The following is a 25208-nucleotide window of genomic DNA, read 5'->3' on the forward strand; positions in this document are numbered from 1 at the left end:
AGTGCAACGACGCCTCCAGGCAACCGACTTCACGCTCTAGAAGAAGCCCAGCTTCTTCGGCGAGTACGACACCAACAGGTTCTTCGTCTGCTGGTAGTGCTCCAGCATCATCTTGTGCGTCTCACGCCCGATCCCGGACTGCTTGTACCCACCGAACGCCGCGTGCGCCGGGTACGCGTGATAGCAGTTCGTCCATACCCGGCCCGCCTGGATCGAACGGCCCGCGCGGTACGCCGTGTTGATGTCCCGCGTCCATACGCCGGCACCGAGCCCGTAGAGGGTGTCGTTGGCGATCTTGATCGCGTCGTCGAAGTCGTCGAAGGACGTCACGGACACGACCGGGCCGAAGATCTCTTCCTGGAAGATCCGCATCCGGTTGTCGCCCTCGAAGATGGTCGGCTGGACGTAGTAGCCGCCCTTCAACTCGCCGTCGTACTCGACGCGTTCGCCGCCCGTGAGGATCCTCGCGCCCTCCTGGCGGCCGATGTCCAGATAGGAGAGGATCTTCTCCAGCTGGTCGTTGGAGGCCTGCGCGCCGATCATCGTGTCGGTGTCCAGCGGATGGCCCGCCGTGATCTGCTCGGTGCGGGCGACGGCCGCCTCCAGGAACTCGGCGTAGTGACCGCGCTGGACGAGCGCCCGGGACGGGCAGGTGCACACCTCGCCCTGGTTGAGCGCGAACATCGTGAAGCCTTCGAGGGCCTTGTCGCGGAAATCGTCGTTGTGCGCCCATACGTCGTCGAAGAAGATGTTCGGCGACTTGCCACCGAGTTCCAGTGTGACCGGCTTGATGTTCTCGGAGGCGTACTGCATGATCAGCCGCCCCGTCGTCGTCTCGCCCGTGAACGCCACCTTGGCCACCCGCGGGCTCGACGCGAGCGGCTTGCCCGCCTCCACGCCGAAGCCGTTGACGATGTTCACCACACCCGGCGGCAGCAGGTCCGCGATCAGGCTCATCCAGTAGTGGATGGATGCCGGGGTCTGCTCGGCGGGCTTGATGACGACCGCGTTGCCCGCGGCGAGCGCTGGGGCGAGCTTCCAAGTCGCCATGAGGATGGGGAAGTTCCAGGGGATGATCTGCGCTACGACGCCCAGCGGTTCATGGAAGTGGTACGCCACCGTGTCGTCGTCCAGCTCGCCCAGCGAGCCCTCCTGGGAGCGGATCGCGCCCGCGAAGTAGCGGAAGTGGTCGATGGCGAGCGGGATGTCGGCGGCGAGGGTCTCGCGGACCGGCTTGCCGTTCTCCCAGCTCTCGGCGACGGCCAGCGGCTCCAGATGCGCCGCCATACGGTCGGCGATCTTGAGCAGGATGTCGGACCGCTCGGTCACCGACATGCGGCCCCAGGAAGGAGCGGCCGCGTGCGCCGCGTCGAGCGCCCGCTCCACGTCCTCCGCGGTGCCGCGCGCGATCTCCGTGAACGGCTGCCCGTTCACCGGCGAGGGGTTCTCGAAGTACTGCCCGCGGATCGGCGGTACCCACTCGCCACCGATGAAGTGGTCGTAGCGAGCCTGGTAGGAGACGATCGCGCCCTCTGTGCCGGGCGCCGTGTAACGGGTCATGGTGCTCTGCCTCCCGGAGCTGCGCTGCCCGCCGTTGGGCAGCTCTCGGCGCGAGGCTAGGGACGGGGACGTTGCGAGTACGTTGCGTGGCCGGTGCCGAGGTGAGGCGGCCACGCGTGGCGTCCGGTCAGCGGGCCGCCCCGCGTGGCCGGTCGGCCGGTGCCGAGAGCTCCGACTCCAGCGCGGCCAGCCGCGAGCGGACCGCGGCGGTCGGGCGTACGACGGCCAGCGCGCGCCAGACGTCCAGGTCGTCCTCGCCCCACGCCGCGTGGGCCCAGTCGGCCAGCAGATCGGGGTCGCCGCGGGTGATCAGCGCCGTCCGGAGGCCGTCGGCCAGGCGGTGCCTCAGCCGCACCACCGCCGGTGCCTGCGAGGCGGGCAGCAGCGGGCCGGCATACGCCGTCACCGCCGCCGTGACCGCACCGGTCTCCAGGCGCCGCTCGACGGCGGCGACGTCCGACTCGACCGGCACGGTCAGCCGGTAGGGCCGCGAGGCCAGCAGCCCGGGGCCGAGAAGTCTGCGCAGCCGGGCCAGTTCGGCGCGCAAGGTCACCGGTGTCACCGACTCGTCCTCGTACAGCGCGCACAGCAGCTCGTCGCCGGTCAGCCCCTCCGGATGGCGGGCCAGCAGCACCAGGATCTCGCTGTGCCGACGGCTGAGCCGGAGCCGGCGACCTCCCGAGACGAGCAGTGCCTCATCGCGGCCCAGCGCGGTCAACTCGGATGTGTCGGCGACCGGTTGTCCCTCGGGGAGCAGGGCCAGCTGGGACTCGGCGGCCCGAGCGACCGCCTGGACGAAGCCCAGGCTGTGCGGATGCGCGAGCCCGTCCCCGCCGGTGATGTCCACCGCGCCCAGCACCCGCCCGGTGCGCGGATCGTGCACCGGCGCCGCCGCACAGGTCCAGGGCTGCACCCGCCGGATGAAGTGTTCGGCGGCGAAGACCTGCACCGGACGGTCGACGGCGACAGCCGTGCCCGGCGCGTTCGTGCCGACCGCGGTCTCCGCCCAGCGCGCGCCGGGCACGAAGTTCATCCCGTCCGCCCGTCGCCGGGTCGTCGGATGGCCCTCGACCCACAGCAGCCTGCCGCGGGCGTCGCACACGGCGAGCAGATGCTCGCCGTCGGCCGCGAAGGTGCCCATGAGCTCCCGGAACAGCGGCATCACCCGGGCCAGCGGATGCTCGGCCCGATAGGCACCGAGGTCACCGTCCGCAAGCTCCACCCTCGCCGTGCCGTCGGGTCCGACCCCCGCCCGCACGGAACGCCGCCATGAGTCGGCCACCACCGCACGCACCGGCCGCGGCACCGTGCCCACCTCGGTGAACGTCTCATGCGCGCGACGCAGCATCCGCACACGCTCGGCAGGGTCGGCCCCCGGCTCCAGGGCCACCCATGGATCGGTCAACTCGGCCTCCCGGACGGCGATGCGGCTGGGGACATCGTCACTCCGGGTGCGCGCGTGGACAACCACTTCGACCGGGACCACCCGAACGAGGCGTGAGGTTCTCGGTCGGGCTCGCTCGATTCAGCCTGAAGTCAGGCTCGGTCGACCAGTCTCAGATAACGCGCCCAGTCCCAGTTCGGTCCGGGATCGGTGTGATCCGTGCCCGGCACCTCGTGGTGCCCGATGATGTGCGCGCGGTCCCTCGGGATGCCGTGTCTGGTGCAGATCGCCGCGGTGAGTGCGGCCGACTCCTCGTACATCACGTCGGTGAAGTAGGCGGGCCGGTCCACCCAGCCCTCGTGCTCGATGCCGATGCTGTTCGTGTTGTACTCCCAGTTCCCCGCGTGCCAGGCGATGTCGGACTCCCGGACGCACTGCGCCACATGACCGTCGGCCGAGCGGACGACGTAGTGCGCGGACACCTCCTTCTTCGGGTTCTGGAAGATGGACAGGGTGGTGGTGAAGGTCGCCTGCGTGACATGGATGATCACGCGGTCCACCACCCGGTCCGTAGCCGGTTCTGCCGCCGTGTAGTTGGAGCTGTTCGCCGGCTGCCACTCGGCCGACGGGTGGTCGACGCCCCGGACCCGCGCTCCGGCCCGCGCGTCGGGGAGCAGCGCGTACGGTACGGCGGCCAGGGCGGCGCCCTTCAGCAGTCGGCGTCGCGTGGGGAGCGGTCTTGCCCGTTCCATGGGGGCGGTGCCTTTCGGTGGTCAGGAAGTCTTGCTCAGTTCCGCAGGGTTGCTGCCGTCTCCCGCAGCCGAGCATGCACGCCGCGATGTGTCTCGCGCGCGGGCAGCCACTGTTTGCGGAGCTTGGCCACGCAGGTGTAGTTGGTGTCGCACACATTGGCCAACGGCGACTCGACGCACTGGGTTGCGAATTGATACGCGTCCAGCTCACTGAAGCCGTAGTCGCGCACCATCCACCGCACCAGGTCGAGCTGGGATATCCGGAACGCGTCCTCCAGCGGGCGCGCCGAGCCCGTCGAGATGATGTGGGTGTCCGACTCGATACGCGGCCAGGGCGTGGCGAGTCCCTTGAGCAGTTCGACGATCACCACCGTGTTCATCGCGCACTCGACAGCGACTCCACAGGTCTCGCCCTCGCCCTGCCGGGCGTGGCCGTCTCCGAGGCTGAGCAGCGCGCCCTCGACGTTCACTCCGAGGTAGCAGGTGACGCCGGCTCGCATCTCGGGTGTGTCCATGTTGCCGCCGTGCGCGTCGGGCACCAGGGCCGAGCGGACCTCCAGGTTGGCGGGAGCCACGCCCACGGTGCCGTGCATCGGGTCGAGGGGCAGCTCGGCCTCGATGTCGCTGTCGTGTGCCCGGAACAGGGCCGTGCGGCGGGTCCGGTCGAGCTGCCAGATCCAGACCGTCTCCGGAAGCGGCGGCTGCAACGTGGCCGTGGTGTGTGTCGAGGTGAGCGCGCCGAACAGCGGGACCGTGGTCGACGCGGCCCAGTCCCGGGCCGGTTCGATCGACACGAAGTGCACGGCGACGGTGTCGCCCGGCTCTGCGCCCTCGATGTGGAAGGGGCCGGTCTGCGGGTTGAGGAACGGGAACTCGCACACTTCCGACACCAGGTCCTTCTCGGACGCCACGCGTCCGGCGAAGCAGTCCTCCGTGTAGAGATCGAGGACCGTGCCCGGCGCGATCCGGGCCACGGGTGGCACTCCGCCGAACGTCCAGGCGTACTCGCCCGGTTCGGGGCGCACGGTCAGAATCCGGGGGTCGCTCATCGCTGCACAGCTCCGTCCTGCTGGAAGGCCGGTGGGGAAGGGTTCGGCACGGTGGACACGCGGTTACGGCTCTGCGCTCCGGACGCCGCCCCGACACGACGGCTGCGCCCCGCGTGGATCACGTTACGGCCCGGGCGAGGTGGGCAGAAGTGCGCTCCGTATTTCCGTGGACGGCTGCGGAATTGTGGATAACTCGCTCACTCGGACGAGTGAAGTCGCGCTGTGATCAGGCGCGTTCGGACGGTCGCTGCTGGGGCATCCGTTGATCAGGAGCGTTCGGCCACGGCCGCCGGATCGTCGAGCACCGCCCGTACGACCGAGTGCGCGGCACCCAGCAAGGGCCCCTCGGAACCCAGTCGCGACACGGCCACGGGACATGCGGGCCCCGCTGTCCGGCGTGCCAACTCGGCTTCCAGTGAGGGCAGCAGCCACGGCGCGAGTCCGGCCAGCGCGCCGCCCAGCACCACGCCTTCGGGGTCCAGCAGATTGACGGCCCCGGTCAGCGCGATGCCGAGCGCTTCTCCCGCGTCGCGCAGCGCACGTCGTACGTCCGTGTCGCCGTCCGCGGCGCGCCCCGCGAGCAGCCCGACGCGGTCCTCGCCCGGCTCCAGACCGGCCGCTCGCAGCACCGCCTCCTCACCGGCGTACTGCTCCAGGCACCCGCGGCCCCCGCACGGACACGCGGGCCCGTCCGGACGGACCGGCACATGCCCCAGCTCGCCCGCGAAACCCCGTGTCCCGCGCAGCAGTTGCCCGTCCACGACGACCGCCGCGCCGATGCCGATCTCGGCGGACACATGCAGGAAGTCGCTCGGGGTGCTCTCGCCGAGCCGGAGTTCGGCGAGCGCGCCGAAGTTGGCCTCGTTGTCGACGGTCAGCGGGAGGTCCGAGGGCAGCAGGGCGCCGAGGTCCGTGTCGTGCCAGTCGAGGTTCGGGGCGCGTACGACCGTTCGCGCGTCGCGCGCCACCAGGCCCGGTACGGCTACGGCGAGCCCGGCCGGCCACAGGCCCTCGCGCTCGGCCTCGGCGACGATCCGGTCCACCAGCTCGGTGAGCTCCTCGATCACCGGTCGGGGCGGGCGCCCACGGTTCGTGCCGTACCGCACGGCCCGCGCTCGCACCTCGCCGCGCAGATCGACCACGCACACCGCGAGGTGATCCACGCCGATCTCCGCGCCGATCCCCGCCGGCCCGTGTCCGCTGACGGCGAGCGCCGAGCCGGGCCGCCCCACCCGGCCGGGCCGCTCGGGGCCCAGCTCCTCCAGCAGTCCCGAGCGGATCAGCTCGTCGACGAGGGTCGACACCGCGGCACGGGTCAGCCCGATGCGCGAGGCGACGGCGGCACGGGAGAGCGGCCCCTCGGCACTGACGGTGTGCATCACCCGGGCGAGGTTGCGCCGGCGCATGCCCTGTTGTGTGTCGGGCAGCGCGCGCCCGGTCCCTGCCGGGCGGGCCTCGTGCAGCGGTGCGGTCATGCCTCCGTCGTCCTCAGTGGTTTTCCGCGCTCCGCTCGAGCAGCGGGGCCGCGTCGGAGAGTACCCCGGAGATCCTGGCCAGGGTCGCCTCGTCCCGCTCCACCGCGTCCAGCACCGGACCCTCGGCCGTACGCCAGCGCCGGGCCACCGCGGCCGGATCCTCGCCGGTCAGCAGGCCGGCCGCCTGCGCGGCGGCGCCGAGCGCGACCAGTTCCTTGGCCTCGGGCACCTGCACGGGGCGCCCCGACAGCCGTCGTACGGTCTGCTGCCAGGCCGTGCCCCGGGCGCCGCCGCCGATCAGCAGCAGCGGGGCCGAGCGGTCCGCGTCCTCGTCGAGGACCAGGTCGAGCGCGCCCAGCAGCGCGTGCACGGCGCCGTCGTAGGCGGCCTGGAGGAGTTGGCCCGCGGTGGTGTCATGGCGCAGGCCGTGCAGCAGGCCGGAGGCGTGGGGGAGGGCGGGGGTGCGTTCGCCGTCCAGGTAGGGCAGCAGGGTGATGCCGGTAGCGGGCTCCACGGCCTCGCGGTCGAGGCCCAGCAGGGCGGCGACGCGGTCGACGGCGAGCGTGCAGTTCAAGGTGCAGGCCAGCGGCAGCCAGTCACCGTGCGCGTCGGCGAAGCCGGCCACGGTTCCGGTCGGGTCGGTGGGCCGCCGCTTCGACACCGCGTACACCGTGCCCGAGGTGCCCAGGCTCAGGACCGGGGTACCGGGACGCAGCCCGAGGCCCAGCGCGGCGGCGGCGTTGTCGCCGGTACCCGGCGCCACCAGGGTGCCCTTGGAGAACGGCAGGTCGTGGCTGTCGCGCACGGTGCCCGCGACCTCGCCGGGCCGCACCACGCGCGGCAGGAGGGCGGGGTCCAGCCCGACGTGCGCGAGGATCTCCGCGTCGTACGCCTCGGACCCGGACGCCCACCAGCCCGTCCCGGACGCGTCGCCGCGGTCGGTTGTGCCCTGCCCGGTGAGGCGTTCGGTGAGGTAGTCGTGGGGGAGGCGTACGGCCTTGGTGGCGCGGACCGCGTCCGGCTCGTGCTCGGCCAGCCAGGCCCACTTCGTGACCGTGAAGGACGGTGCGGGGACGAGCCCGGTGCGCTCGGCCCAGAACTTCGCGCCGCCCAGCTCCTCGATCAGCCGGCGCGCCTGTGGCGCCGAGCGCACGTCGTTCCACAGCAGGGCGGGGCGTACCGGATCGCCCTGGGCGTCCAGCGTGACGAGCCCGTGCTGCTGGCCGCCGATCGACACCGCCGCGGCCTCGTGCGCCGCGTCACCGCACTGGCGCAGGGCCTCGCACAGGGCGTCCCACCACTGGCGTGGATCGCTCTCCCGGCCCGCCCCGGAGGACACGGTGTGCGGCGCCTGGCCGCTCGCGACGACCTCACCGGTGGACGCGTCGACGACCAGTGCCTTGGTGGACTGGGTGGACGTGTCCACGCCGACGACGAGCGGACCCTCGGCTGCTGACATCGGGCTCTCCCTTTTCTGCGGCTCACGCGTGGCTCATGTCTGACGAAAGACACCATGTCTCTTCCCAGAGATGCCTCCGCATACTAATTTGTAAAGCGCCATGACGAAATAGTCGTGAGCGACAGTCGCAAGCGAGCAAGGGAGCCGCGGCATGAACTACCAGCCCACCCCCGAGGACAGGTTCACCTTCGGCCTGTGGACCGTCGGCTGGCAGGGAAGGGACCCGTTCGGCGACGCCACGCGGCGCGCCCTCGACCCGGTCGAGTCGGTGCAGCGCCTGGCCGAGCTCGGCGCCTACGGAGTGACCTTCCACGACGACGACCTGATCCCCTTCGGGTCCTCGGACACCGAGCGCGAGTCCCACATCAAGCGCTTCCGTCAGGCGCTCGACACGACCGGCATGACCGTGCCGATGGCCACGACGAACCTCTTCACGCACCCCGTCTTCAAGGACGGCGCCTTCACGGCGAACGACCGTGACGTGCGGCGCTACGCCCTGCGCAAGACGATCCGGAACATCGATCTGGCGGTCGAGCTCGGGGCCAAGACCTACGTCGCCTGGGGCGGCCGGGAGGGTGCCGAGTCCGGCGCCGCGAAGGACGTACGCGTCGCTCTGGACCGTATGAAGGAGGGCTTCGACCTCCTCGGCGAGTACGTCACCTCCCAGGGCTACGACCTGAAGTTCGCGATCGAGCCCAAGCCGAACGAGCCGCGCGGCGACATCCTGCTGCCCACCGTCGGCCACGCTCTGGCGTTCATCGAGCGCCTGGAGCGCCCCGAGCTGTACGGCGTGAACCCCGAGGTCGGCCACGAGCAGATGGCCGGGCTGAACTTCCCGCACGGCATCGCCCAGGCCCTGTGGGCGGGCAAGCTCTTCCATATCGACCTCAACGGCCAGTCCGGCATCAAGTACGACCAGGACCTGCGCTTCGGCGCCGGCGACCTGCGTGCCGCCTTCTGGCTGGTCGACCTCCTGGAGAGCGCCGGTTACGCGGGCCCCCGCCACTTCGACTTCAAGCCGCCGCGGACCGAGGACCTGGACGGCGTGTGGGCGTCGGCCGCGGGCTGCATGCGCAACTACCTCATCCTGAAGGAGCGTGCCGCCGCCTTCCGTGCCGACCCGGAGGTCCAGGAGGCCCTGCGCGCCTCGCGACTGGACGAGCTGGCGCAGCCCACGGCTGCGGACGGTCTGCAGGCGCTGCTCGCCGACCGCTCGGCCTTCGAGGAGTTCGACGTGGAGGCGACCGCCGCGCGCGGGATGGCGTTCGAGCGGCTCGACCAGCTGGCCATGGACCATCTGCTGGGGGCGCGCGGCTGACCACGCGCGCGTGCCGGTGAGATCCGGCTGTCGGACGGTCCCCGCGCGGAATGCTCCGGAACCATGCGATCCATGCCATGAGTCCGTATCAACCGCCGTGCGGGGGTCGCGCCCCGCCCCGGTCCGCGGCGACGCTTGACGGTATGGCCATGCCGCCCGCACCGCCTCAGCCGCCCGGGCCTCCGGGTGGGACGCCGCCTCCGGGCGGTGGTTTCGGACCGCCGTCGTACGGTGACTGGCCGCCGCCGGAACAGCCACCGGACGGCGGCCCCGGACGGCGCCGCAATCCGCTGTTCATCCTGATCGCCGCGCTCGTGGGCGTCGCCGTCGTCGTCGCCGTGGTGCTGGTCGCCTCGGGAGGCAACGACTCGCCGGACGAGAAGGCGCCCGCCGAGAGCAGCACGAGCGGCACCCCGCGGCCGTCCCTGAGCATCCCGACCGAGCTGCCCAGCAGACTGCCCAGCGAGGTGCCTTCGCTGCCCTCGGGGTTCCCGAGCGAGCTGCCGAGCGGCTTGCCGAGCGACATCGAGTCGCTGCTGCCGTCGCTGGGGGTCGACCTGCCGTAGGGCGACGTGTTGCGTGCGGCACGCGCGCGTGCCGCACTCTCATGGGCCCGGGATCAGATCCCGCGCGGCAGCCGCACGTACGTCACGGTCGTCTCGATGCCGCTGTCCACGAGCCGGCCGTTCGCGTCGAACGCGCCGGTGCCGTCCGTCATGCCGAAGTCGTTGTCGTTGATCAGGGCGAGGGTGTCGCGATCCACGCGCGCGACGCCCTCGATCTTCCCGGGCACGCCGTCGACCGTGCCCAGGTCGACGACCAGGCGCTTGGCCAGGACCGGCACACCCGAGGCCGCCGGGTCGTCGAGCTGCTCCAGCGACGGGGAGGTCGTGTCGTCGTCCCAGGGGCCGCCCAGAATGTTCGCCTTGCGTCCCAAGTGCACGATCTGCAGCCGCGCGGCCTTGTCCGTGCGCTCCTCGACCAGCAGCCGGTCCCGGCCCACGGCGACCACCGACGAGATCTTCAGCTCGGAGGTGTCGTCCTCGCTCGGGTCCACCACGTTCACCGGGTCGAAGCGGTACGCGTACTCGGCGGTGACCGCCTTCTTCTTCGGCGAGAACCGCAGCAGCCGGGTGGTGCGCGAGGCGTCCCCCGTATCCCCGTCGGGAAGGGACAGCGGACTCTGCACGGCCAGCACCAGGTCACCGCCGGGCAGTTGGGCGAGTCCCTCGAAGCCCCGGTTGATCTTCCGGTGCAGCAGGACGGACGGCAGCGCTTCCACGACCGGGTAGTCCGCGCCCGTGAGGTTCAGCCCCTCGGGCACATAGCGCGCCAGCACCCTCCCGCGCGCGGAGACATGCACCAGGGAAGGCCCGTACTCGTCGACGAGCCAGAAACTCCCGTCCCCGGCCCGCACGAGGCCCTCGGTGTCCAGCCCGTTCGCGTTGTACGACAGAGGCGTCTGCGCGTCATAGGAGTACGGCGCCTCGTCGCGTCCCATCTGATTCGGCAGGCCGGTGACCGGCTTCCCGGAGGAGGTGGTGATCGGGATCGCGTCCAGCACCTTCACGGTGTCGCCGGACACCCGGATCTTCACGATCGCCGGGTCGAAGCCGGGCACGGGGAAGGTACGGCGCTTGGTGCCGTCCACCTTGATCTGGCCGTTCGGCCCGCGGTCGGTGACCGTCCAGAACTCGCCCTTGCGGCCTGCCGGATAGATGTCACTGCCGATGCCACCGAGATCCACGCCCCGGTCGTCGGCCACCGTGCCCGGCAGCAGCGCGTTGCTGAACGTGCCGAGCGGGATGTCGCCGAGCGTGGCCGTACGGGTGACGTACGGGGCCGTGGTCGTCGACCCCGAGGCCGGACCCGCCGCCATCAGCGCGGAGGCCACCACCGCCAGCGGCAAGCCCACTGCGAGGGAACGGTGGACGCGGCGCCGGCCGGTGGCGTACGGGGACATCAGGGCCTCCTGAGGAGCAAGTTCGATGACAGCGGCCAGAGTTGGGCCTCGCATCGAACGCCGTACGACCGTCAGGTGAACGTGGGGCGGCGGACGCTCGTCGAGAGGAACACCACGACGTCCGTCTCGTCGCCCGGCACCGGTTCGAGCTCCTGCCAGCTGACGCGGCGGTAGAACGCCACGGCGTCGTGTGCTTGATTCCAGGTCAGCAACCAGGCCCGGCAATCGGGCGTGGTGGGGGTGAGAGGTCGACGGCTTCGTCACGGGGTGGATCACCCAGGCACCGTTCCGCGCCGACCCCGCGCCTACTCGAAGGTGACCCGACGGCTCGGCGCGGACCGGGTGAACCAACTGCTCGTGGGCGCTCACGCCTGCCAGGTGGCCGGGCTGGTCCGGCACACGGCCCTGCGCGGAGCCGACGTCCGTCAAACGGGCTGGACAGTGATCGTGCAGAGTCTCTTGGTGGCCCGAGTCAGGGCTACGTACAGGTCCTTCTCCCCGCCGGGGCGTGCCCTGATGATGTCCTCGGGACTCACGACGACGACCTCGTCGAACTCCAGCCCGCGTGCTTCGGACGCCGGCACGATGCGCGCATGCTCTGCGATGCCCGCGGCTGTCAGCTGATCCAGCCTCGTGTCCGCGCAGATCACACCGATGAGTTCGCCGGTGTACGCCTCGGCCTGAGTCTGCAACTCCCGGACGAGGGTGGCGACAAGCTCGTCCGGCTGCGTCGGCACGGTGCGAGGAGGCTCACCACGGCGTAGGGACCGTGTCGGAGTCTGGTCCGGGGCAATCCGTACGAGAAGGTCTCGGGTGGTCTCCAGGATCTCCTGTGTGGTGCGGTAACTGATGGTCAAGGTGTGGAGGTTGAACCGCTGGCCGACATGAGGGCTCAGCGCCTCCGTCCAGCCATGTGCTGTCGCGACCGGTCCCGCCTGGGCGAAGTCGCCCACCAGCGTCATCGCCTTGCCCGGACATCGTCGTACGATCATCCGCCACTGCATGGCGGTCAGCTCCTGGGCTTCATCCACGACGACGTGCCCGTATGTCCGCTGCGGTGGCCCGTCGATCAGGCTCGCCGCTTCGTCCAGCAGAGGCACATCGGCATCGGTCCACGAGTCGTCCGCATGGCGCAGCAGACTCGACCGCTCGTCGTCGGTCAACTGGGGCAGGTGCTCGGCGAGAGTGTGAGGGTTCGTCAGCAGAGTTCCCACGAGATCGCTGGGCACCAGCCGCGGCCACAGCTCTTCCACCGCGTGATCGACGTGAGCGTCGTCCAGGAGTTGGGCCCGGACGGCGTCCGCGTCGAACTCATCGGCCGGCCCCGTGGCAGCTGCGGCATCGTATCCGAGCCGGCGCAGGTCGGCCGCCGCCACCTGGTCGAGGTCTGTGCCGGTCAGCAGGGCGACCTCCGCATCGATCTGCTCCAGGATGTCGCCCGTGCTCCGCTCCAGCGCGTCGGTGATGGCGTCGATCAGAAGTCTCTTGAACACCCGTCGCGCGGGGTTGTGTCCCAACCCGGTTGCCACGGCGGTGTCTCGCGCTGTGGCGACAACCTCGCCATGAAGGCGAACCCATTCCTGTCCGATCCGCACGGTGAAGCCGCCGTGCGGAGCCTGGTGACAGCGCACCAATGCGGCCAAAGCGTCGGCCAGCATCGCGCTGCCCTTGAGGCGCGCCACGTCGAGCGTCTCCGCCGTGTCCGGGAAGACTCCCGCCAGTTCCTGGCAGGTTGCCAGGACGATGTCGTTCTCGCCGAGTGACGGCAGAACCTGGGAGATGTAGTCGAGGAACCGCGCGTTCGGACCGACTATCAGCACACCCTGCTGGGCCGCGCGCGGGAACGCGTACAGGACGTAGGCCGCCCGGTGCAGGGCAACCACCGTCTTGCCGGTTCCGGGGCCGCCTTGGACCACCGACACCCCGCGGTGCGCGGAGCGCACGATCTCGTCCTGCTCGGCCTGCAGCGTCGCGACCGCCGCCTGCATCCGACCCGTACGCCGCGCCGAAAGGGCCTCCATCAGAGGGCCGTCCCCCACGACATCTCCAGCAGTCGCAGTGGAGCCGTCCAGCAACTCGTCGCTCACTCCGACCACCTTGCGCTCCTCCAGGCGAAGGTGCCGGCGGCGCCGCAGGTTCATCGGGTGGGCCGGTGTCGCTTCGTAGAAGGGCCGCGCCGCGTTCGCGCGCCAGTCCACCAGCAGAGGCAGGTCGTCTTCGTCCGTTTGCAGGCCAAGCCGCCCAATATGCAAGGCGGTACCGTCCGTCGAGTCGATCCGTCCGAAGACCAGGCCGTTCTCGGCTCCCTCCAGCCGGCCGATCTCCTTCGCCAGCCGCTCAGCGGCGACCTCTCGCTCGTGCGTCTCGCTCGCACTCTCGGCCCGGGTCTTGAGTACATCTGCCAATCGTGTCCGTGCCTCGGCGAGGCGCTCGGAGAGCACCTCGTACACAGTGGACACGTGGGCTTGTTCCCCTTCGACCTGGCTCGCAGCGGGGTCGTTGACTTGCGACAACAGGTGGCTCCTTTTGACAACGTGCACAGTGAAGACTTATTCCTCAAATTTGACTACCGGAGGTCGGAGCGGCCGAGGGTACAGCACGGAGGCGGTCAGCCCGGCATGATCGCGACGTGAGCCGGGTCACTCCACGCTCCCGCTGGGTATCCACTCCATGCAGAGACGGATCCATGCAGCGACGGACGTCTGATCTCAGGGGTGCCTCGGGGTCGGGCGTCAGGGGTGACTCAGGGTCGTGGTCCGGAACCGTGGGAAGCGCGCACCCGTTTTCAGGACAGAGAGCGGCCGTGGCCGCGAAGGAGGCGACACATGTCGAAGAACGCGAAGATCGCCGCAGGAGGTGTGGCAGCCGGGATCATCCTGCTGATATGGCTGCCCTGGTGGGCGGCGCTCCTGATAGTCCTGGGAGTCCCGGCAGCCGCGTACCTCACGCTGGACCCCTCGCAGCGGCGCAAGCTGCGCCGCGTCACCCGCAAGGAGCTCGGCCGCTGAGGCATGACCGCACCGGTGTATCCCGGTCGGCCGGCACACAGGAGCCGACCACATCGCCGCCCGCGGGCCTGCCGACGGTACGGTCCGCGGGCGGCTCGGTGCCTTGCGGGGACTCACGAGGCTGAGCGCCGTGGTCGTGGCCCGCTCAGCTGGGGCGTACGGCCATCTTGTCGAGGGCCTCGAGCAGACCCGGCAGTTCAGGTCCCCGGCCCACCGGCATGACCTCGCCGGGCTCCTCGTCGAGCAGCACGAAGGCGATGTCGTCCGTCCTGGCCACCAGGGACCAGCCGGGACCGTCGGCTCGCAGGGTCCGTGCGTCGCCCGGCGCGAAGGAGGACCGTACGCGACCGAGCGGCGGTGGCGTCTCGACGTAGGCGCGGGCCTCCGCGAGAACACGCCGGATGCCGCCGTGGCCCGGCTTGCCGGTTGCCTCGGTCCCGTCCTGCTTCTGGGCCTGCACGTCCTGCTCGGCCTCGTCCGTGTCCGCAGGTTCCGTGTGCGCAGGTGTCGCGGATGAGCCGTTGGGGCTCGGAAAGTCAGCGTCGTCGATCTGCTCGCGCCACGTCGCCCACTGCAGCGCGATCTCGTCCGCGCCCAGGCGGCGCTGGGCCGGTCCCCAGATGCTGGTGTCCGGCGGCACCAGTGGAGGGCGGTCCGCGACATCGGGACCGGGATCGTGCGGTGCGGGGACGCCCGGCGCCGCGACGGCGACCTCGAGCGGCCAGCCGGGCAGCGCGGCCACGACCGTCCGCTCGTCGGGGGACAGGTCGTACTCCATGCCGCAGTCCCAGGACGCGATGGCCACGGCGACCAGCGACACGTCGTCGATGGCGACCGTCCAGCGGGCGCCGTCGCCGTCCTGGCCGAGCACCAAGCCGTACCCGTCGGCCAGCGGCGCGAGACCGAGCGCCGCGCAGGCCTCCGGATAGTCGTCGCCCAGCACGCTCGGGAACTTCGCCGGCGTCAGCAGCACCGCCGTGAGCACATAGAGCGCGTCGTCCTCGGCGGCGACGGCGTCCTCGTCCGTCCCGGCCATCCCAGCCTCCCCATCGGTCCGTACAACGGCGCACCCTAGTGCGACCGGAAGGCCGTTGTCACGACTCCCAGGCCCACTCGGAGCTGCAGTTTTCCGGCTCGACGGGGCGAATCGACCACGGCTGCTCCCCGGCGTCAGGCCGCCGGCAGCCCGAGGAGCGCCCGGGCCACGGTTTGCGGCGACTCGTCGCGTTCCCGCGCGAGTGCGATGACGGCCCGGCACGCCAGCTCGCTCACCCCGAACGACAGTGCCTCCGGCGACACCCAGCCGGCGGCCTCGTCGATCTGCTCCTGGTCGTCCTCGGCGCACGCCGACACATACGCGGCGGCGGCCTCGAACAGATTGTGCGTGCGCCTGTCCCGGCCGGTGTCCCGCTCAGCGCGCAAGGAATTGAGGAATCTGACACCGGACTTGCGGACCCTCCCGAACATGCTGACCACCTTCCCCCTGCGTGGTTGCCACGGCTGATCCTTCATCTCCTGCTCCTCAACGTAGAGTTGGAGCTCCGGCGGCAGAAGGGGGACGGCGCGGTGAAGCGTTTCGAGCGACTCGAACGAATCCGGCGGATGGACCCGTACGAGGACGCGTCCGAGATCTACCGTCTCTGCGCGGCGTACGAGTTCCCCTGGGACTTCACCCGATCCCTGGAACTGGCCCTCTACCGCACATACGCCGTGCCCAGCATCGGCCGGCTCCTGGCCGCGACGGCCGAGCTCACGGACCGCACGCAGAAACGCTACGACGACACCAGCCTGCTCCTGGACGCCGTCGTCGAGTACGGCTTCGACAGCGAAGAGGGCCGCACCGCGATACGTCGAATCAACCAGATGCACCGCAGCTACGACATCAGCAACGACGACATGCGCTACGTCCTGTGCACGTTCGTCGTCATGCCCAAGCGGTGGATCGACTCCTACGGATGGCGCAGGCTGTCACGCCACGAGACGGTCGCCTCCACGGTCCACTACCGCACGCTGGGCCGGCGCATGGGCATCCAGGACATCCCCGAGTCCTACGAGGAGTTCGAGACCTGCCTCGACGCCTACGAGGAGGCCCACTTCGACTGGGACGAGGACGCGCGCCGTGTCTCGGACGCCACTCTCGCCCTGATGGCCTCCTGGTACCCGCGCCCCCTGCGCCCCCTCCTGCGCACGGCGACCCTCGCCCTGCTCGACGACCCGCTGCTGCGGGCCTTCCACTACCCTCCGCCGAACGCCACCACCCGCGCCCTGGCACGCCGCGCCGTCCGGACCCGCGGACGGCTCGTCCGTCTCCTGCCACCACGCCGGGCACCACACCACGCGCGCCAGAACTGGGAGATCAAGGGCTATCCGAACGGCTACCGGCTCGACGAACTGGGCACCCGCCCGGTGTCCGGACTGCGCGGCTGCCCGGTGCGCCCCACGGATCAGTCAGCCACCGCCGGCGAGTGAGTCGATCGTCTCCCGCAGCCAGGCCGGCTCGGCGCGGGAGGTGGCACCGCCTCTTACGAGGAGAACGCGCTCGTCGACGGCGGCCACGCGCGCGTGCCGGAGGAGGTCGGGCCTCTGTGGGCGGCGACGATGCGACTGGCTCAGCCTTCGCGCACGGCCAGCGCAAGGAAGCGGGCGTCCTCGTCGACGTACGACGTCATACGCCACCCCGAACGCGCCAGCAGGGGCCGCAGGTTGGGTTCCGCGCGCAGGTCGTCCGGGGTGATCTGCCGTCCCTGGCGTGCCGCGAGCGCCGCCCGGCCGGTCGGGTGGAACAGCGCCAGGGTGCCGCCCCCGCGCACCACGCGCGCCAACTCCCTCAGGTTCTCTGCCGGTTGGGGGAGATGGGCGATGAGTCCCGCCGCGAACACCGCGTCGAGCGATTCCGAGCGCAGCGGCAGCGCGGCGACGTCGGCGAGCAGCACCTGCCCGTCCCGGTCCCGTCCGGCCCGAACGGCGGCCTCCAGCATGGCCGGGGTCAGATCGGCTCCCAGGACCACTCCGGAGGGCCCCACGGCCGCACGCAGCGGCGTCAGGGCCCGGCCCGTGCCACAGCCCGCGTCGAGCACTCGGGCGCCCTCGGGCAGAGCGAGTTCGGCGACCGCGGCCGCGTAGGCCGGGGCGTCGTCCGGAAAGCGGCTGTCCCAGTCCGCGGCGCGGGCGGTGAAGAACTCCTGGACATGTGTGTGGTCGTCGCTCATGGTCCGCATGATCCCTCACCGGCCGGGAGGACGTCGCGGCGCACACGTTCGAGCGCGGCGCGATCGTTCAGACACCTCTCTGCGTCATATTCCAGCACCTTTCGAAATGCGCTCCCTCTGTGCGCCCCTGCCCCCCTAGCGTCCCTTGGCCATGGGACACCTGGACCACGCCGCCCTGGGCTGGCTGACACCCGCACTGTCGTACGTCATGGCCTGTATAGGCGCCGCGCTCGGACTGCGCTGCACCGTCCGAGCGCTCGGCGCCACCGGCCGGTCGCGCCGCAACTGGCTCATCACCGCCGCCTCGGCCATCGGAACCGGCATCTGGACCATGCACTTCGTGGCCATGCTCGGCTTCAGCGTCAGCGGCACCGACATCCACTACGACGTGCCGCTCACCATCCTGAGCCTGCTCGTCGCCATGGCGGTCGTCTGTGCCGGCGTCTTCGCCGTCGGCTACAGCCGTGACCGCGGTCGGGCGCTGCTGATCGGCGGGCTCACCACCGGCCTGGGCGTGGCGAGCATGCACTACCTCGGAATGGCGGCGGTGCGCCTCCACGGAGACGTCGACTACGACCCGGTGCTCGTCGGACTCTCCGTACTGATCGCCGTCGTCGCAGCCACGGCCGCCCTGTGGGCGGCCCTCAACATCAAGTCCCCGGTAGCCGTCACGATCGCCTCGCTCATCATGGGGGCGGCGGTGAGCAGCATGCACTACACCGGGATGTTCGCGGTGAGCGTGCACGTCACGCCGTCCGGCGAGGTCCTGCCCGGGGCCACGGCGATGCAGTTCATCTTCCCCCTCGCCGTCGGCCTCGGGTCCTATCTGTTCCTGACCTCGGCCTTCGTCGCCCTGTCTCCCACGACGGGCGAGCGCGAGGCATCCGCCTCGGCCCAGCGTCCGGTCGAGAGCGTCGCCCGCTGAGCGGTCTTGGGGGAAGTCGGGTGCGGAAGCGCGCCCCACAAGAGGCGCGGGCCCCCACCCGCCCCGCGGCGAACGAACTGCATATCCAGCGGAGCGCTGAGCGGCGGGTCCACCCCGGAGTGGTCCGGCAGGCAGGCCCCGAACGACTTCCGAGCGAGGAGGCCATGCGTACACCCCGAAGGACCCCTGAAACCGGCGCCACGCCGCCGCCCGTGCGCGGGCGCCGCGCCCATGCCGGACCGCCCGCGGACGAAGGGCGGGACGAACCCGTGGACACGGTGGTGGACGACGCACCCGCGCGCGTGGGGCGATGGAGCATACGACCGCGCACCGTACGCGCCAAGATCGTCTGCCTGCTGATGGTGCCGGTGGTCTCGCTACTCGCTCTCTGGGCGTACGCCACCGTGAGCACCGCCCAGGACGTCTCCCGGCTGCGGCAGTTGCAGCGGGTGGACTCCGCGATCCGGGCCCCCGTCGCGGACGCCGTCGCCGCGCTCCAGGCCGAGCGCGAAGCCGCCGTGCGTCACGCCACCGATCCGTCCTCCGTGCAGAGCGATGACATCGAGCGGCTCGCCGAAAGCACGGACCGGGCCATGCGGGAACTCCGGCTCGGCAAGGACAACACCGTCGCCGACAGCGAGGAACTGCCCGCCGGAGTGGCCGCACGTCTGGAAGCGTTCGTCACCGCAGCCGAGGAACTGCGCCCCCTGCGCGCCGCGGTACGGGACCGGCGCGCGGGCTGGGACGAGACGTACGGCCAGTACACGAAGACCATCGCGACGGCTTTCACCGTGGGCGGCGCGCTCACCGGCATCCAGGACGCCGAACTCGGCTCGGACGCGCGCGTGCTGCTCGAATTCTCCCGCGCGGGCGAGGCGTTGGCCCAAGAGGACGTCGTGCTGGCCGGCGCACGCCTCGCCGGTCGCCTCGACGGGGAGCGGATGCGGCTGTTCACCGGAGCCGTCGACACCCGCCGCACCCTCACCGCGTCAGCCGTCGCGGATCTGCGCGGCCCCGAACGCACCGCCTGGCGGGAGCTCGCCGACGGCAGCGCCTACGCCGCCCTGGGAGCCACCGAGGACAAGGTCCTCGCCACCGGCTCGGGTACGCGGGCGATCGACGCGGCACCGGAAGCCACCTGGGACCAGGCGCACGCGCGCGTGCAGGACGCGATGCGCACGATCGAGGAGGACGCCGGACGAGGCGTCGCCGACCGGGCCGACCCGTTCACCCGCGGTCTGCTCACCCCGGCCGGTGCCGCGGTCCTGCTCGGCCTCGTCGCCGTCGCCGCGTCGCTCGTCATCTCCGTGCGCATCGGCCGCGCCCTCGTGGTCGAGCTGGTGAGCCTGCGCAACAGCGCCCTGGAGATCGCCCGGCGCAAGCTCCCGGAGGCCATGCGGAAACTGCGCGCGGGCGAGGAGATCGACGTCGGTGCCGAGGCTCCGCCAGGTCCGGCAGCGGAGGACGAGGCCGGCCAGGTCGCCGAGGCCCTCGCCACCGTGCACCGCGCGGCGCTGCGGGCCGCCGTGGAACGCGCGGAGCTGGCCAGCGGCATCTCCGGTGTCTTCGTCAACCTCGCCCGCCGCAGTCAGGTCCTCGTGCACCGCCAGCTCAGCCTCCTCGACAGCATGGAACGCCGCTCCGAGGACCCCAATGAGCTCAGCGACCTGTTCCGGCTCGACCACCTCACCACCCGTATGCGACGCCACGCCGAGAGCCTGATCATCCTCTCCGGGGCGGCACCCGGCCGGGCGTGGCGCATGCCGGTCTCCCTGACGAACGTAGTCCGCGCGGCGGTCTCCGAAGTCGAGGACTACGCGCGCGTGGAGGTACGGCAACTCCCCGAGACCGCCGTCATCGGCACGGCCGTGGCCGACCTCACCCACCTTCTCGCGGAGATCGTCGAGAACGCCGCCCAGTTCTCACCGCCGCACACGCGCGTGCGGATCACCGGCGAGCCCGTCGGCAACGGCTACGTCCTGGAGGTCGAGGACCGGGGTCTGGGCATGGGCAAGGAGACCCTCGCCGAGGCCAACCGCCGTATCGAGCAGTCCGAGGCCCTCGACCTGTTCGACAGCGACCGGCTCGGCCTCTTCGTGGTCAGCAGGCTCGCGGCCCGGCACGGTGTCAAGGTGCACCTGCGCACCTCCCCCTACGGCGGCACGACAGTGGTCGTCCTGCTGCCCACCGCCCTGCTGCACAGCGGCGCGGAGGAACGTTCCCCTCGCAAGGGTGCAGAGGCGGAACGGCCCGTGGAACGCGAGTACGCGCGCGTGCCCGGTCCGGCCCTGCCCCAGGAGTCCGTGACCGCGCCCGCGGATCGCCCCGCACTGGTGGCGCCCGTAGCCGCCGCTGCGGACACCGCGGCAGGGACATCACCCCCCGGAGTCACCACCTTGCGACTGCACCGCCCGCCGGACGACTCCGAAGCCTCCGACGACCTTCCCCGCCGCGTACGGCAAGCGAACCTCGCCCCCCAACTGCGCGACGGGCGCCCCGGGGATCCGGAACCACCGGCCGCTACGCCGGGCGAGGACGAGCGCACGCCCGAACTCGTGCGGGACCGCATGGCGGCGTACCGCGACGGCTGGACGCGAGGCGGCGGCAGGCAGCCGGGACGCGGTGCCGCTCCAGAAACCCCGGCGGGCAGCGACAGCAGCGAAGGAGACCCCGCATGATCCAGGACCCGAGCATGAGGGCAGCCCAGAGGTCGGGCGAACTCGACTGGCTGCTGGACGACTTGGTGCTGCGCGTGAGCGAAGTCAGGCACGCCGTGGTGCTGTCCAACGACGGACTGGCCGTGGGCGCGTCCACCGACCTCCGCCGTGAGGACGCCGAACACCTCGCCGCGGTCGCCTCCGGCTTCCACAGCCTGGCCAAGGGTGCCGGCCGGCACTTCGGCGCGGGCGGCGTACGCCAGACCATGGTGGAGATGGACGACGGCTTCCTGTTCGTGGCCGCGGCCGGCGACGGCTCCTGCCTCGCCGTCCTCACCGCCGTCACCGCCGACATCGGGCTGGTGGCCTACGAGATGGCGCGGCTGGTCAAGCGCGTCGGCGAGCACCTCTACACGGCGCCCCGCGTCGCCGCGCGGCCGCCCGCCGCCGGATGAACCGAGAGGGCGGTCCGCGCACATGACCGATCACCTGACGGGCGCCCCGCGGGTGCAGGGCAGCCAGTGGTACGACAACGAGGCCGGACCCCTCGTCCGCCCGTACGCGATGACGGGCGGACGTACCAAACCCGGCCCCACCGGAGTGCGGTTCGACCTCATCGCCCTCGTCACCCTGGACGCGGGCGCACCCGGATTCGACGACACCGCGCTCGGGCCGGAACACCGCGCGCTTGTCGAGCTGTGCCGCACCGAGACCCAGTCGGTCGCGGAACTCGCCGCGGGCGCCGATCTGCCTGTGGGCGTGGTGCGCGTACTCCTGGGGGACCTGCTGGAACTCGGCTGCGTCACCGTCAGCCGCCCGGTGCCCCCGGCGCAGCTGCCCGACGAACGGATTCTGCGCGAGGTGATCGAGGGATTGCGGGCGCTGTAGATGAACGTTCGGAAACCAGCCAATAGCGGTCCAATCCCTCAAGAGGAAGCCGCAGTTGTCATGATGCTGACGTCACACGTCGACCGTTGCCGGCACTCCCGAGAGAAGTGATCGATGGTCTCCGAGCACTCCGACGCCCAGGGCGACGAGTCCGCCCCTCTGGCGCTGAAGATACTGGTCGCCGGCGGATTCGGCGTGGGCAAGACCACCCTGGTGGGCGCGGTCAGCGAGATCAGGCCGCTGCGCACCGAGGAACTGCTCAGCGAAGCCGGCCAGTCGGTGGACGACACCGACGGCGTGGATCAGAAGGTCACCACGACCGTCGCCATGGACTTCGGACGCATCACCATCCGGTCCGGCCTGTCCCTCTACCTCTTCGGTACGCCGGGTCAGGACCGTTTCTGGTTCCTGTGGGACGAGTTGTCGCAAGGAGCCCTGGGCGCCGTGGTCCTCGCGGACACCCGGCGCCTGGAGGACTGCTTCCCCGCCGTCGACTACTTCGAGCACCGGCACATCCCGTTCGTGGTGGCCGTGAACTGCTTCGCCGGCGCACGCGCATACGGCGCCCATGACGTCTCCCGCGCCCTCGACCTCGACCAGGGAACACCTGTGGTGCTCTGCGACGCCCGCGACCGTGATTCGGGAAAGGAGGTGCTGATCCGACTCGTCGAGTACGCCGGGCGCATGCACACCGCCCGGCTGCTCGACTCCGTGGGCTGAGACGGGAGTTCGGCTCAGTCCGCGAGGCCCTTCTCCGCCAGGACCTTGTCGATCGTGACGCGGACGAGGAGTTCGCCGGGGACGCCGTTGCGCTCGCCGAACTCTTCGGCGCGTTCCTCGCCCATGTACCGCGCGCCGATGCGCGCGGCCCAGTGACGCAGCTCCGCGGGATCTTCCGAAATGTGGGCGCGACCGGTCAGTATCACGTAGCCGAAGGGCGGCCGGTCGTCGTCCACGCAGAGCGCGACACGCCCGTCACGGGCCAGATTGCGCCCTTTCACAGTCCTGCTGCCGGTGTTGAACACCACGTCGTCGCCATCGAGCACGAACCAGATCGGCGCCACATGTGGGCTCCCGTCTGCCCGGACGGTCGACAGCTTGCCGGTGCGGGTGCCGTCTGAGACGAACGCCCGCCATTCCTCATCGGTCATCTTCTGTGCCATGCCCCCATCCTCCTTGCTCTGACGACGGGTCGTCCGGAAGGGTGGCCGGCAGATCCTCCAGCCAGGGGGAGACATCACACGGGGAGAGCGGATCATGGCGCAGAACCAGGGACTCGACTGGCTGCTGGACGATCTGACCGAGCGCGTCGAACAGGTGCGGCACGCATTGGTCCTGTCCAACGACGGGCTGGTCACGGGAGCGAGTACGGGCTTACGACGCGAGGACGCGGAGCATCTCGCCGCCGTTTCCTCGGGGCTGCACAGCCTGGCCAAGGGCTCCGGACGCCACTTCGGCGCGGGCCGAGTGCGCCAGACCATGGTGGAGTTCGACGACGCGGTCCTGTTCGTCACCGCGGCCGGCAGTGGCAGCTGTCTGTGCGTCCTCAGCGGCGCGGAGGCCGACATCGGCCAGATCGCCTACGAGATGACCCTGCTCGTCAATCGTGTGGGGGAGCACCTCGGCGTGGACACCCGGCAGCCCGAGCGCTCCCCGTCACCAGATGCCTGACCTGCGCATATTCCATCCCCCGTGGAGTTATCCACAGGCTCGCCACGAGATCCGCCGGACCGGCTACGGTTTTTTCACGGCGATCGCACAGGGCGTGAGCCGCTGACTCCACGGGGGAGACATGTCTGGCGACACCATCACGAAACCGCACCGACTTTCCTGGGCGCCGAGCCGCGCCGCTCGCGAACTCGGGTTGAAGCGGCGCGAGTTCGACCTCGCCGTAAACCTCGGACGCATCCGGACCGTACCCGACGAGGGAGGTGGGGGACGTCGCGTGGCCCAGCAGGAGATCGAGCGGCTGCGCGCCGAAGAAGGTTTCCCGGAGAGGCTGCTCAGCGCCGTCAAGGCGGTGGGGGCCACGGAAGGCGCCCGCATCATGGAGGTGACCGCGGGGAGGTTCACCCGCCTCGCCCGGCTCGGCCTGGTGGTGCCGGTCTCTTTCTATCTCAACCGCTACCGGGCGATTGTCTGGCTCTATCTGGCCGAAGAACTACGTCAGTTCGCGGCCGACGAGAAGAACGCGCAGCTGTTGAACGGCCGAACACCCGAGGGCCTTCGCGACCAACTGGACGCAGGCCTGGACCTCCGGCCCCGCAACTGGCGCGGACGTCACCTGGGATTCCTGCTGCGGCAGGCCGACGACCCCTGGCAGCACGCCGGGGCCGTGGCCGCCCTGCTCGACCCCGTTCAGATCGCGGAGATCGTCACAGACCCTTATGAGCGGGCGCATCTGAACAGGTTCCGGCCCGCACCGCCCGCTCACGGCGCACCCGGATCGCCCGCCGCGCACCTCGCCGAGCGGATCATGACGGCGGACGACGCGGACGAGATCAGCTGGCTCAGGGCGGACCTGACCCAGGCGCTGGACGAGGCGCGCAGGTACCGCCCCGCACCACGACCGAAGGCGAAGCAGCCGGAACCCCCAGCCGCCTCGCACCGCACTCCCGCCACGACCGAGGAGCCCAGGCGATCACGAGCAGGACTGCTGGGCTGGCTGCGCCGCAGAGGAGAGTGACCTACAGCGCCCGGAACAGCCCCTCCTGGACGACGGAGACGAGCAGCCGTCCCTCCACGTCGTAGATGCGCCCGCGGGCAAGGCCCCGTCCGCCCGTCGCGATCGGCGACTCCTGGTCGTAGAGGAACCACTCGTCCGCGCGGAACGGCCGATGGAACCACATGGCGTGGTCCAGCGACGCCATGTCGAAGTTCCGCGGCCCCCACAGGGGTTCGACCGGGATCCGGACGGCGTCCAGGAGGGTCATGTCGCTGGCGTAGGTCAGCGCGCAGGTGTGCACGAGCGGGTCGTCACCGAGCGGCCCGACCGCACGCATCCACACGGCGCTGCGCGGCTCGGCGTCCTTGACCTCGTCGGCGGTCCAGCGCAGCCGGTCCACATAGCGGATGTCGAAGGGCTGACGTCGGGCCATGCGCTCGAACTGCTCGGGCAGCGTGCCCAGATGCTCCCGGACCTCCTGCGTCACCGTCGGCAGGGACTCCGGGTCCGGGACCTTGCGGGCCGGCGGCAGCTGGTGCTCGAAGGGGCCTTCCTCAGGTTTGTGAAAGGAGGCGGTGAGATTGAAGATCGTGCGGCCCTGCTGCACGGCGGTGACCCGACGGGTGGTGAACGACCGGCCGTCCCGGACCCGCTCTACCTGGTACACGATCGGCACGCCCGGCCGGCCTGGGCGCAGGAAGTACGCGTGCAGCGAGTGCACCGGGCGCTCGCCGTCCGTGGTGCGCCCGGCGGCGACCAGCGCCTGGCCGGCCACCTGGCCGCCGAAGACCCGTTGCAGGGACTCCTGCGGGCTGCGGCCCCGGAAGATGTTGACCTCGATCTGCTCCAGGTCGAGCAGGTCGACGAGCCTCTCGGCCGGATTCGTCATGGGTGGG

At 70.9% G+C, this 25208-nt stretch carries 25 protein-coding genes; 12 read left to right on the forward strand and 13 right to left on the reverse strand.

Annotated elements, in window-relative coordinates; translation table 11 throughout:
* Positions 1–36: 36 nt before the first annotated feature.
* Both exaC and ACTWQO_RS22815 read right to left on the reverse strand, forming a co-directional pair.
* Positions 37–1560 (reverse strand): acetaldehyde dehydrogenase ExaC, encoded by a 1524-nt coding sequence (gene exaC, locus ACTWQO_RS22810; protein WP_443239189.1) that lies wholly within the window; start codon positions 1558–1560, stop codon positions 37–39.
* A gap of 127 nt (positions 1561–1687) precedes the next feature.
* Complete coding sequence (locus ACTWQO_RS22815; protein WP_443239190.1) at positions 1688–2965, reverse strand: GAF domain-containing protein; 1278 nt, start codon at positions 2963–2965, stop codon at positions 1688–1690.
* Here ACTWQO_RS22815 and ACTWQO_RS22820 point away from each other — a divergent pair.
* On the forward strand, positions 2891–3061 hold the full coding sequence (locus ACTWQO_RS22820) for a hypothetical protein (protein WP_443239256.1): 171 nt from the start codon (positions 2891–2893) through the stop codon (positions 3059–3061). The genes ACTWQO_RS22815 and ACTWQO_RS22820 overlap by 75 nt on opposite strands.
* Positions 3062–3096: 35 nt before the next feature.
* Here the strand turns inward: ACTWQO_RS22820 and ACTWQO_RS22825 are convergent, their stop codons facing one another.
* From ACTWQO_RS22825 to xylB, 4 genes are all read right to left on the reverse strand, one after another.
* Entirely contained in the window at positions 3097–3696 is a 600-nt protein-coding gene (locus ACTWQO_RS22825) for an N-acetylmuramoyl-L-alanine amidase (RefSeq protein ID WP_443239191.1), read from the reverse strand.
* A gap of 35 nt (positions 3697–3731) precedes the next feature.
* Positions 3732–4745 carry an acetamidase/formamidase family protein gene (locus ACTWQO_RS22830; RefSeq protein ID WP_443239192.1) on the reverse strand — a complete coding sequence of 338 codons (1014 nt, stop codon included), beginning with the start codon at positions 4743–4745 and terminating at the stop codon, positions 3732–3734.
* 266 nt (positions 4746–5011) lie between these two features.
* Positions 5012–6220 (reverse strand): ROK family protein, encoded by a 1209-nt coding sequence (locus ACTWQO_RS22835; protein ID WP_443239193.1) that lies wholly within the window; start codon positions 6218–6220, stop codon positions 5012–5014.
* A gap of 13 nt (positions 6221–6233) precedes the next feature.
* Positions 6234–7679 (reverse strand): xylulokinase, encoded by a 1446-nt coding sequence (xylB, locus tag ACTWQO_RS22840; RefSeq protein WP_443239194.1) that lies wholly within the window; start codon positions 7677–7679, stop codon positions 6234–6236.
* A 151-nt stretch (positions 7680–7830) separates the two neighbouring features.
* On the opposite strand from xylB, the gene xylA reads away from it, so the two are divergent.
* Both xylA and ACTWQO_RS22850 read left to right on the forward strand, forming a co-directional pair.
* Positions 7831–8997 (forward strand): xylose isomerase, encoded by a 1167-nt coding sequence (xylA, locus tag ACTWQO_RS22845; RefSeq protein WP_443239195.1) that lies wholly within the window; start codon positions 7831–7833, stop codon positions 8995–8997.
* A gap of 143 nt (positions 8998–9140) precedes the next feature.
* A complete protein-coding gene (locus ACTWQO_RS22850) occupies positions 9141–9563 on the forward strand; it encodes a hypothetical protein (RefSeq protein WP_443239196.1) in 423 nt (140 codons plus the stop codon).
* A 53-nt stretch (positions 9564–9616) separates the two neighbouring features.
* On the opposite strand, the gene ACTWQO_RS22855 is transcribed toward ACTWQO_RS22850, so the two are convergent.
* Together ACTWQO_RS22855 and ACTWQO_RS22860 are read right to left on the reverse strand one after the other, a co-directional pair.
* Complete coding sequence (locus ACTWQO_RS22855; RefSeq protein WP_443239197.1) at positions 9617–10960, reverse strand: esterase-like activity of phytase family protein; 1344 nt, start codon at positions 10958–10960, stop codon at positions 9617–9619.
* Between the two features lie 425 nt (positions 10961–11385).
* A complete protein-coding gene (locus tag ACTWQO_RS22860) occupies positions 11386–13419 on the reverse strand; it encodes an AAA family ATPase (RefSeq protein ID WP_443239198.1) in 2034 nt (677 codons plus the stop codon).
* 366 nt (positions 13420–13785) lie between these two features.
* On the opposite strand from ACTWQO_RS22860, the gene ACTWQO_RS22865 reads away from it, so the two are divergent.
* Complete coding sequence (locus ACTWQO_RS22865; RefSeq protein WP_443239199.1) at positions 13786–13968, forward strand: hypothetical protein; 183 nt, start codon at positions 13786–13788, stop codon at positions 13966–13968.
* A 145-nt stretch (positions 13969–14113) separates the two neighbouring features.
* Here the strand turns inward: ACTWQO_RS22865 and ACTWQO_RS22870 are convergent, their stop codons facing one another.
* Together ACTWQO_RS22870 and ACTWQO_RS22875 are read right to left on the reverse strand one after the other, a co-directional pair.
* Positions 14114–15004 (reverse strand): hypothetical protein, encoded by an 891-nt coding sequence (locus tag ACTWQO_RS22870; protein ID WP_443239200.1) that lies wholly within the window; start codon positions 15002–15004, stop codon positions 14114–14116.
* A gap of 134 nt (positions 15005–15138) precedes the next feature.
* Positions 15139–15435, reverse strand: a complete 297-nt coding sequence (locus ACTWQO_RS22875; protein ID WP_443239201.1) for a hypothetical protein — start codon at positions 15433–15435, stop codon at positions 15139–15141.
* A gap of 99 nt (positions 15436–15534) precedes the next feature.
* On the opposite strand from ACTWQO_RS22875, the gene ACTWQO_RS22880 reads away from it, so the two are divergent.
* A complete protein-coding gene (locus ACTWQO_RS22880; protein WP_443239202.1) occupies positions 15535–16437 on the forward strand; it encodes an oxygenase MpaB family protein in 903 nt (300 codons plus the stop codon).
* A 140-nt stretch (positions 16438–16577) separates the two neighbouring features.
* On the opposite strand, the gene ACTWQO_RS22885 is transcribed toward ACTWQO_RS22880, so the two are convergent.
* Positions 16578–17177, reverse strand: coding sequence for a class I SAM-dependent methyltransferase (locus ACTWQO_RS22885; protein WP_443239203.1), 600 nt, complete (start codon positions 17175–17177; stop codon positions 16578–16580).
* A 151-nt stretch (positions 17178–17328) separates the two neighbouring features.
* Between ACTWQO_RS22885 and ACTWQO_RS22890 the strand changes: the two genes are divergently transcribed.
* From ACTWQO_RS22890 to ACTWQO_RS22910, 5 genes are all read left to right on the forward strand, one after another.
* On the forward strand, positions 17329–18102 hold the full coding sequence (locus ACTWQO_RS22890) for an MHYT domain-containing protein (protein WP_443239204.1): 774 nt from the start codon (positions 17329–17331) through the stop codon (positions 18100–18102).
* A gap of 164 nt (positions 18103–18266) precedes the next feature.
* Entirely contained in the window at positions 18267–20780 is a 2514-nt protein-coding gene (locus ACTWQO_RS22895) for a sensor histidine kinase (protein WP_443239205.1), read from the forward strand.
* Entirely contained in the window at positions 20777–21214 is a 438-nt protein-coding gene (locus ACTWQO_RS22900) for a roadblock/LC7 domain-containing protein (protein ID WP_443239206.1), read from the forward strand. The genes ACTWQO_RS22895 and ACTWQO_RS22900 overlap by 4 nt, the downstream gene beginning before the upstream one ends.
* A 22-nt stretch (positions 21215–21236) precedes the next feature.
* Positions 21237–21647 carry a DUF742 domain-containing protein gene (locus ACTWQO_RS22905; RefSeq protein WP_443239207.1) on the forward strand — a complete coding sequence of 137 codons (411 nt, stop codon included), beginning with the start codon at positions 21237–21239 and terminating at the stop codon, positions 21645–21647.
* Between the two features lie 114 nt (positions 21648–21761).
* Positions 21762–22367, forward strand: coding sequence for a GTP-binding protein (locus tag ACTWQO_RS22910; RefSeq protein ID WP_443239208.1), 606 nt, complete (start codon positions 21762–21764; stop codon positions 22365–22367).
* Positions 22368–22381: 14 nt separating this feature from the next.
* Here the strand turns inward: ACTWQO_RS22910 and ACTWQO_RS22915 are convergent, their stop codons facing one another.
* Positions 22382–22810, reverse strand: a complete 429-nt coding sequence (locus ACTWQO_RS22915; RefSeq protein WP_443239209.1) for a PPOX class F420-dependent oxidoreductase — start codon at positions 22808–22810, stop codon at positions 22382–22384.
* A gap of 94 nt (positions 22811–22904) precedes the next feature.
* Here ACTWQO_RS22915 and ACTWQO_RS22920 point away from each other — a divergent pair, with 94 nt between their 5' ends.
* Both ACTWQO_RS22920 and ACTWQO_RS22925 read left to right on the forward strand, forming a co-directional pair.
* Positions 22905–23318 (forward strand): roadblock/LC7 domain-containing protein, encoded by a 414-nt coding sequence (locus ACTWQO_RS22920; protein WP_443239210.1) that lies wholly within the window; start codon positions 22905–22907, stop codon positions 23316–23318.
* 121 nt (positions 23319–23439) lie between these two features.
* Positions 23440–24333, forward strand: coding sequence for a DUF6397 family protein (locus tag ACTWQO_RS22925; protein ID WP_443239211.1), 894 nt, complete (start codon positions 23440–23442; stop codon positions 24331–24333).
* Position 24334: 1 nt separating this feature from the next.
* On the opposite strand, the gene ACTWQO_RS22930 is transcribed toward ACTWQO_RS22925, so the two are convergent.
* A complete protein-coding gene (locus tag ACTWQO_RS22930) occupies positions 24335–25201 on the reverse strand; it encodes an acyl-CoA thioesterase (RefSeq protein WP_443239212.1) in 867 nt (288 codons plus the stop codon).
* Between the last annotated feature and the right edge of the window lie 7 nt (positions 25202–25208).

Origin of the sequence: Streptomyces sp. 4N124 (assembly GCF_052245395.1) — a bacterium.
Taxonomy (GTDB): Bacteria; Actinomycetota; Actinomycetes; order Streptomycetales; family Streptomycetaceae; genus Streptomyces.

Excerpts from the sequence above, each read along its gene's own strand:
- ACTWQO_RS22920 (WP_443239210.1), top strand. The coding sequence starts at position 22,905 with ATGGCGCAGAACCAGGGACTCGACTGGCTGCTGGACGATCTGACCGAG.
- ACTWQO_RS22885 (WP_443239203.1), bottom strand. The coding sequence starts at position 17,177 with ATGAGCGACGACCACACACATGTCCAGGAGTTCTTCACCGCCCGCGCC.
- xylA (WP_443239195.1), top strand. The coding sequence starts at position 7,831 with ATGAACTACCAGCCCACCCCCGAGGACAGGTTCACCTTCGGCCTGTGG.
- ACTWQO_RS22830 (WP_443239192.1), bottom strand. The coding sequence starts at position 4,745 with ATGAGCGACCCCCGGATTCTGACCGTGCGCCCCGAACCGGGCGAGTAC.
- ACTWQO_RS22820 (WP_443239256.1), top strand. The coding sequence starts at position 2,891 with ATGCGCGCGACGCAGCATCCGCACACGCTCGGCAGGGTCGGCCCCCGG.
- ACTWQO_RS22825 (WP_443239191.1), bottom strand. The coding sequence starts at position 3,696 with ATGGAACGGGCAAGACCGCTCCCCACGCGACGCCGACTGCTGAAGGGC.
- ACTWQO_RS22930 (WP_443239212.1), bottom strand. The coding sequence starts at position 25,201 with ATGACGAATCCGGCCGAGAGGCTCGTCGACCTGCTCGACCTGGAGCAG.
- ACTWQO_RS22925 (WP_443239211.1), top strand. The coding sequence starts at position 23,440 with ATGTCTGGCGACACCATCACGAAACCGCACCGACTTTCCTGGGCGCCG.
- ACTWQO_RS22915 (WP_443239209.1), bottom strand. The coding sequence starts at position 22,810 with ATGGCACAGAAGATGACCGATGAGGAATGGCGGGCGTTCGTCTCAGAC.
- exaC (WP_443239189.1), bottom strand. The coding sequence starts at position 1,560 with ATGACCCGTTACACGGCGCCCGGCACAGAGGGCGCGATCGTCTCCTAC.
- ACTWQO_RS22910 (WP_443239208.1), top strand. The coding sequence starts at position 21,762 with ATGGTCTCCGAGCACTCCGACGCCCAGGGCGACGAGTCCGCCCCTCTG.
- ACTWQO_RS22865 (WP_443239199.1), top strand. The coding sequence starts at position 13,786 with ATGTCGAAGAACGCGAAGATCGCCGCAGGAGGTGTGGCAGCCGGGATC.
- xylB (WP_443239194.1), bottom strand. The coding sequence starts at position 7,679 with ATGTCAGCAGCCGAGGGTCCGCTCGTCGTCGGCGTGGACACGTCCACC.
- ACTWQO_RS22835 (WP_443239193.1), bottom strand. The coding sequence starts at position 6,220 with ATGACCGCACCGCTGCACGAGGCCCGCCCGGCAGGGACCGGGCGCGCG.
- ACTWQO_RS22900 (WP_443239206.1), top strand. The coding sequence starts at position 20,777 with ATGATCCAGGACCCGAGCATGAGGGCAGCCCAGAGGTCGGGCGAACTC.
- ACTWQO_RS22870 (WP_443239200.1), bottom strand. The coding sequence starts at position 15,004 with ATGGCCGGGACGGACGAGGACGCCGTCGCCGCCGAGGACGACGCGCTC.
- ACTWQO_RS22875 (WP_443239201.1), bottom strand. The coding sequence starts at position 15,435 with ATGTTCGGGAGGGTCCGCAAGTCCGGTGTCAGATTCCTCAATTCCTTG.
- ACTWQO_RS22890 (WP_443239204.1), top strand. The coding sequence starts at position 17,329 with ATGGGACACCTGGACCACGCCGCCCTGGGCTGGCTGACACCCGCACTG.
- ACTWQO_RS22895 (WP_443239205.1), top strand. The coding sequence starts at position 18,267 with ATGCGTACACCCCGAAGGACCCCTGAAACCGGCGCCACGCCGCCGCCC.
- ACTWQO_RS22850 (WP_443239196.1), top strand. The coding sequence starts at position 9,141 with ATGGCCATGCCGCCCGCACCGCCTCAGCCGCCCGGGCCTCCGGGTGGG.
- ACTWQO_RS22855 (WP_443239197.1), bottom strand. The coding sequence starts at position 10,960 with ATGTCCCCGTACGCCACCGGCCGGCGCCGCGTCCACCGTTCCCTCGCA.
- ACTWQO_RS22905 (WP_443239207.1), top strand. The coding sequence starts at position 21,237 with ATGACCGATCACCTGACGGGCGCCCCGCGGGTGCAGGGCAGCCAGTGG.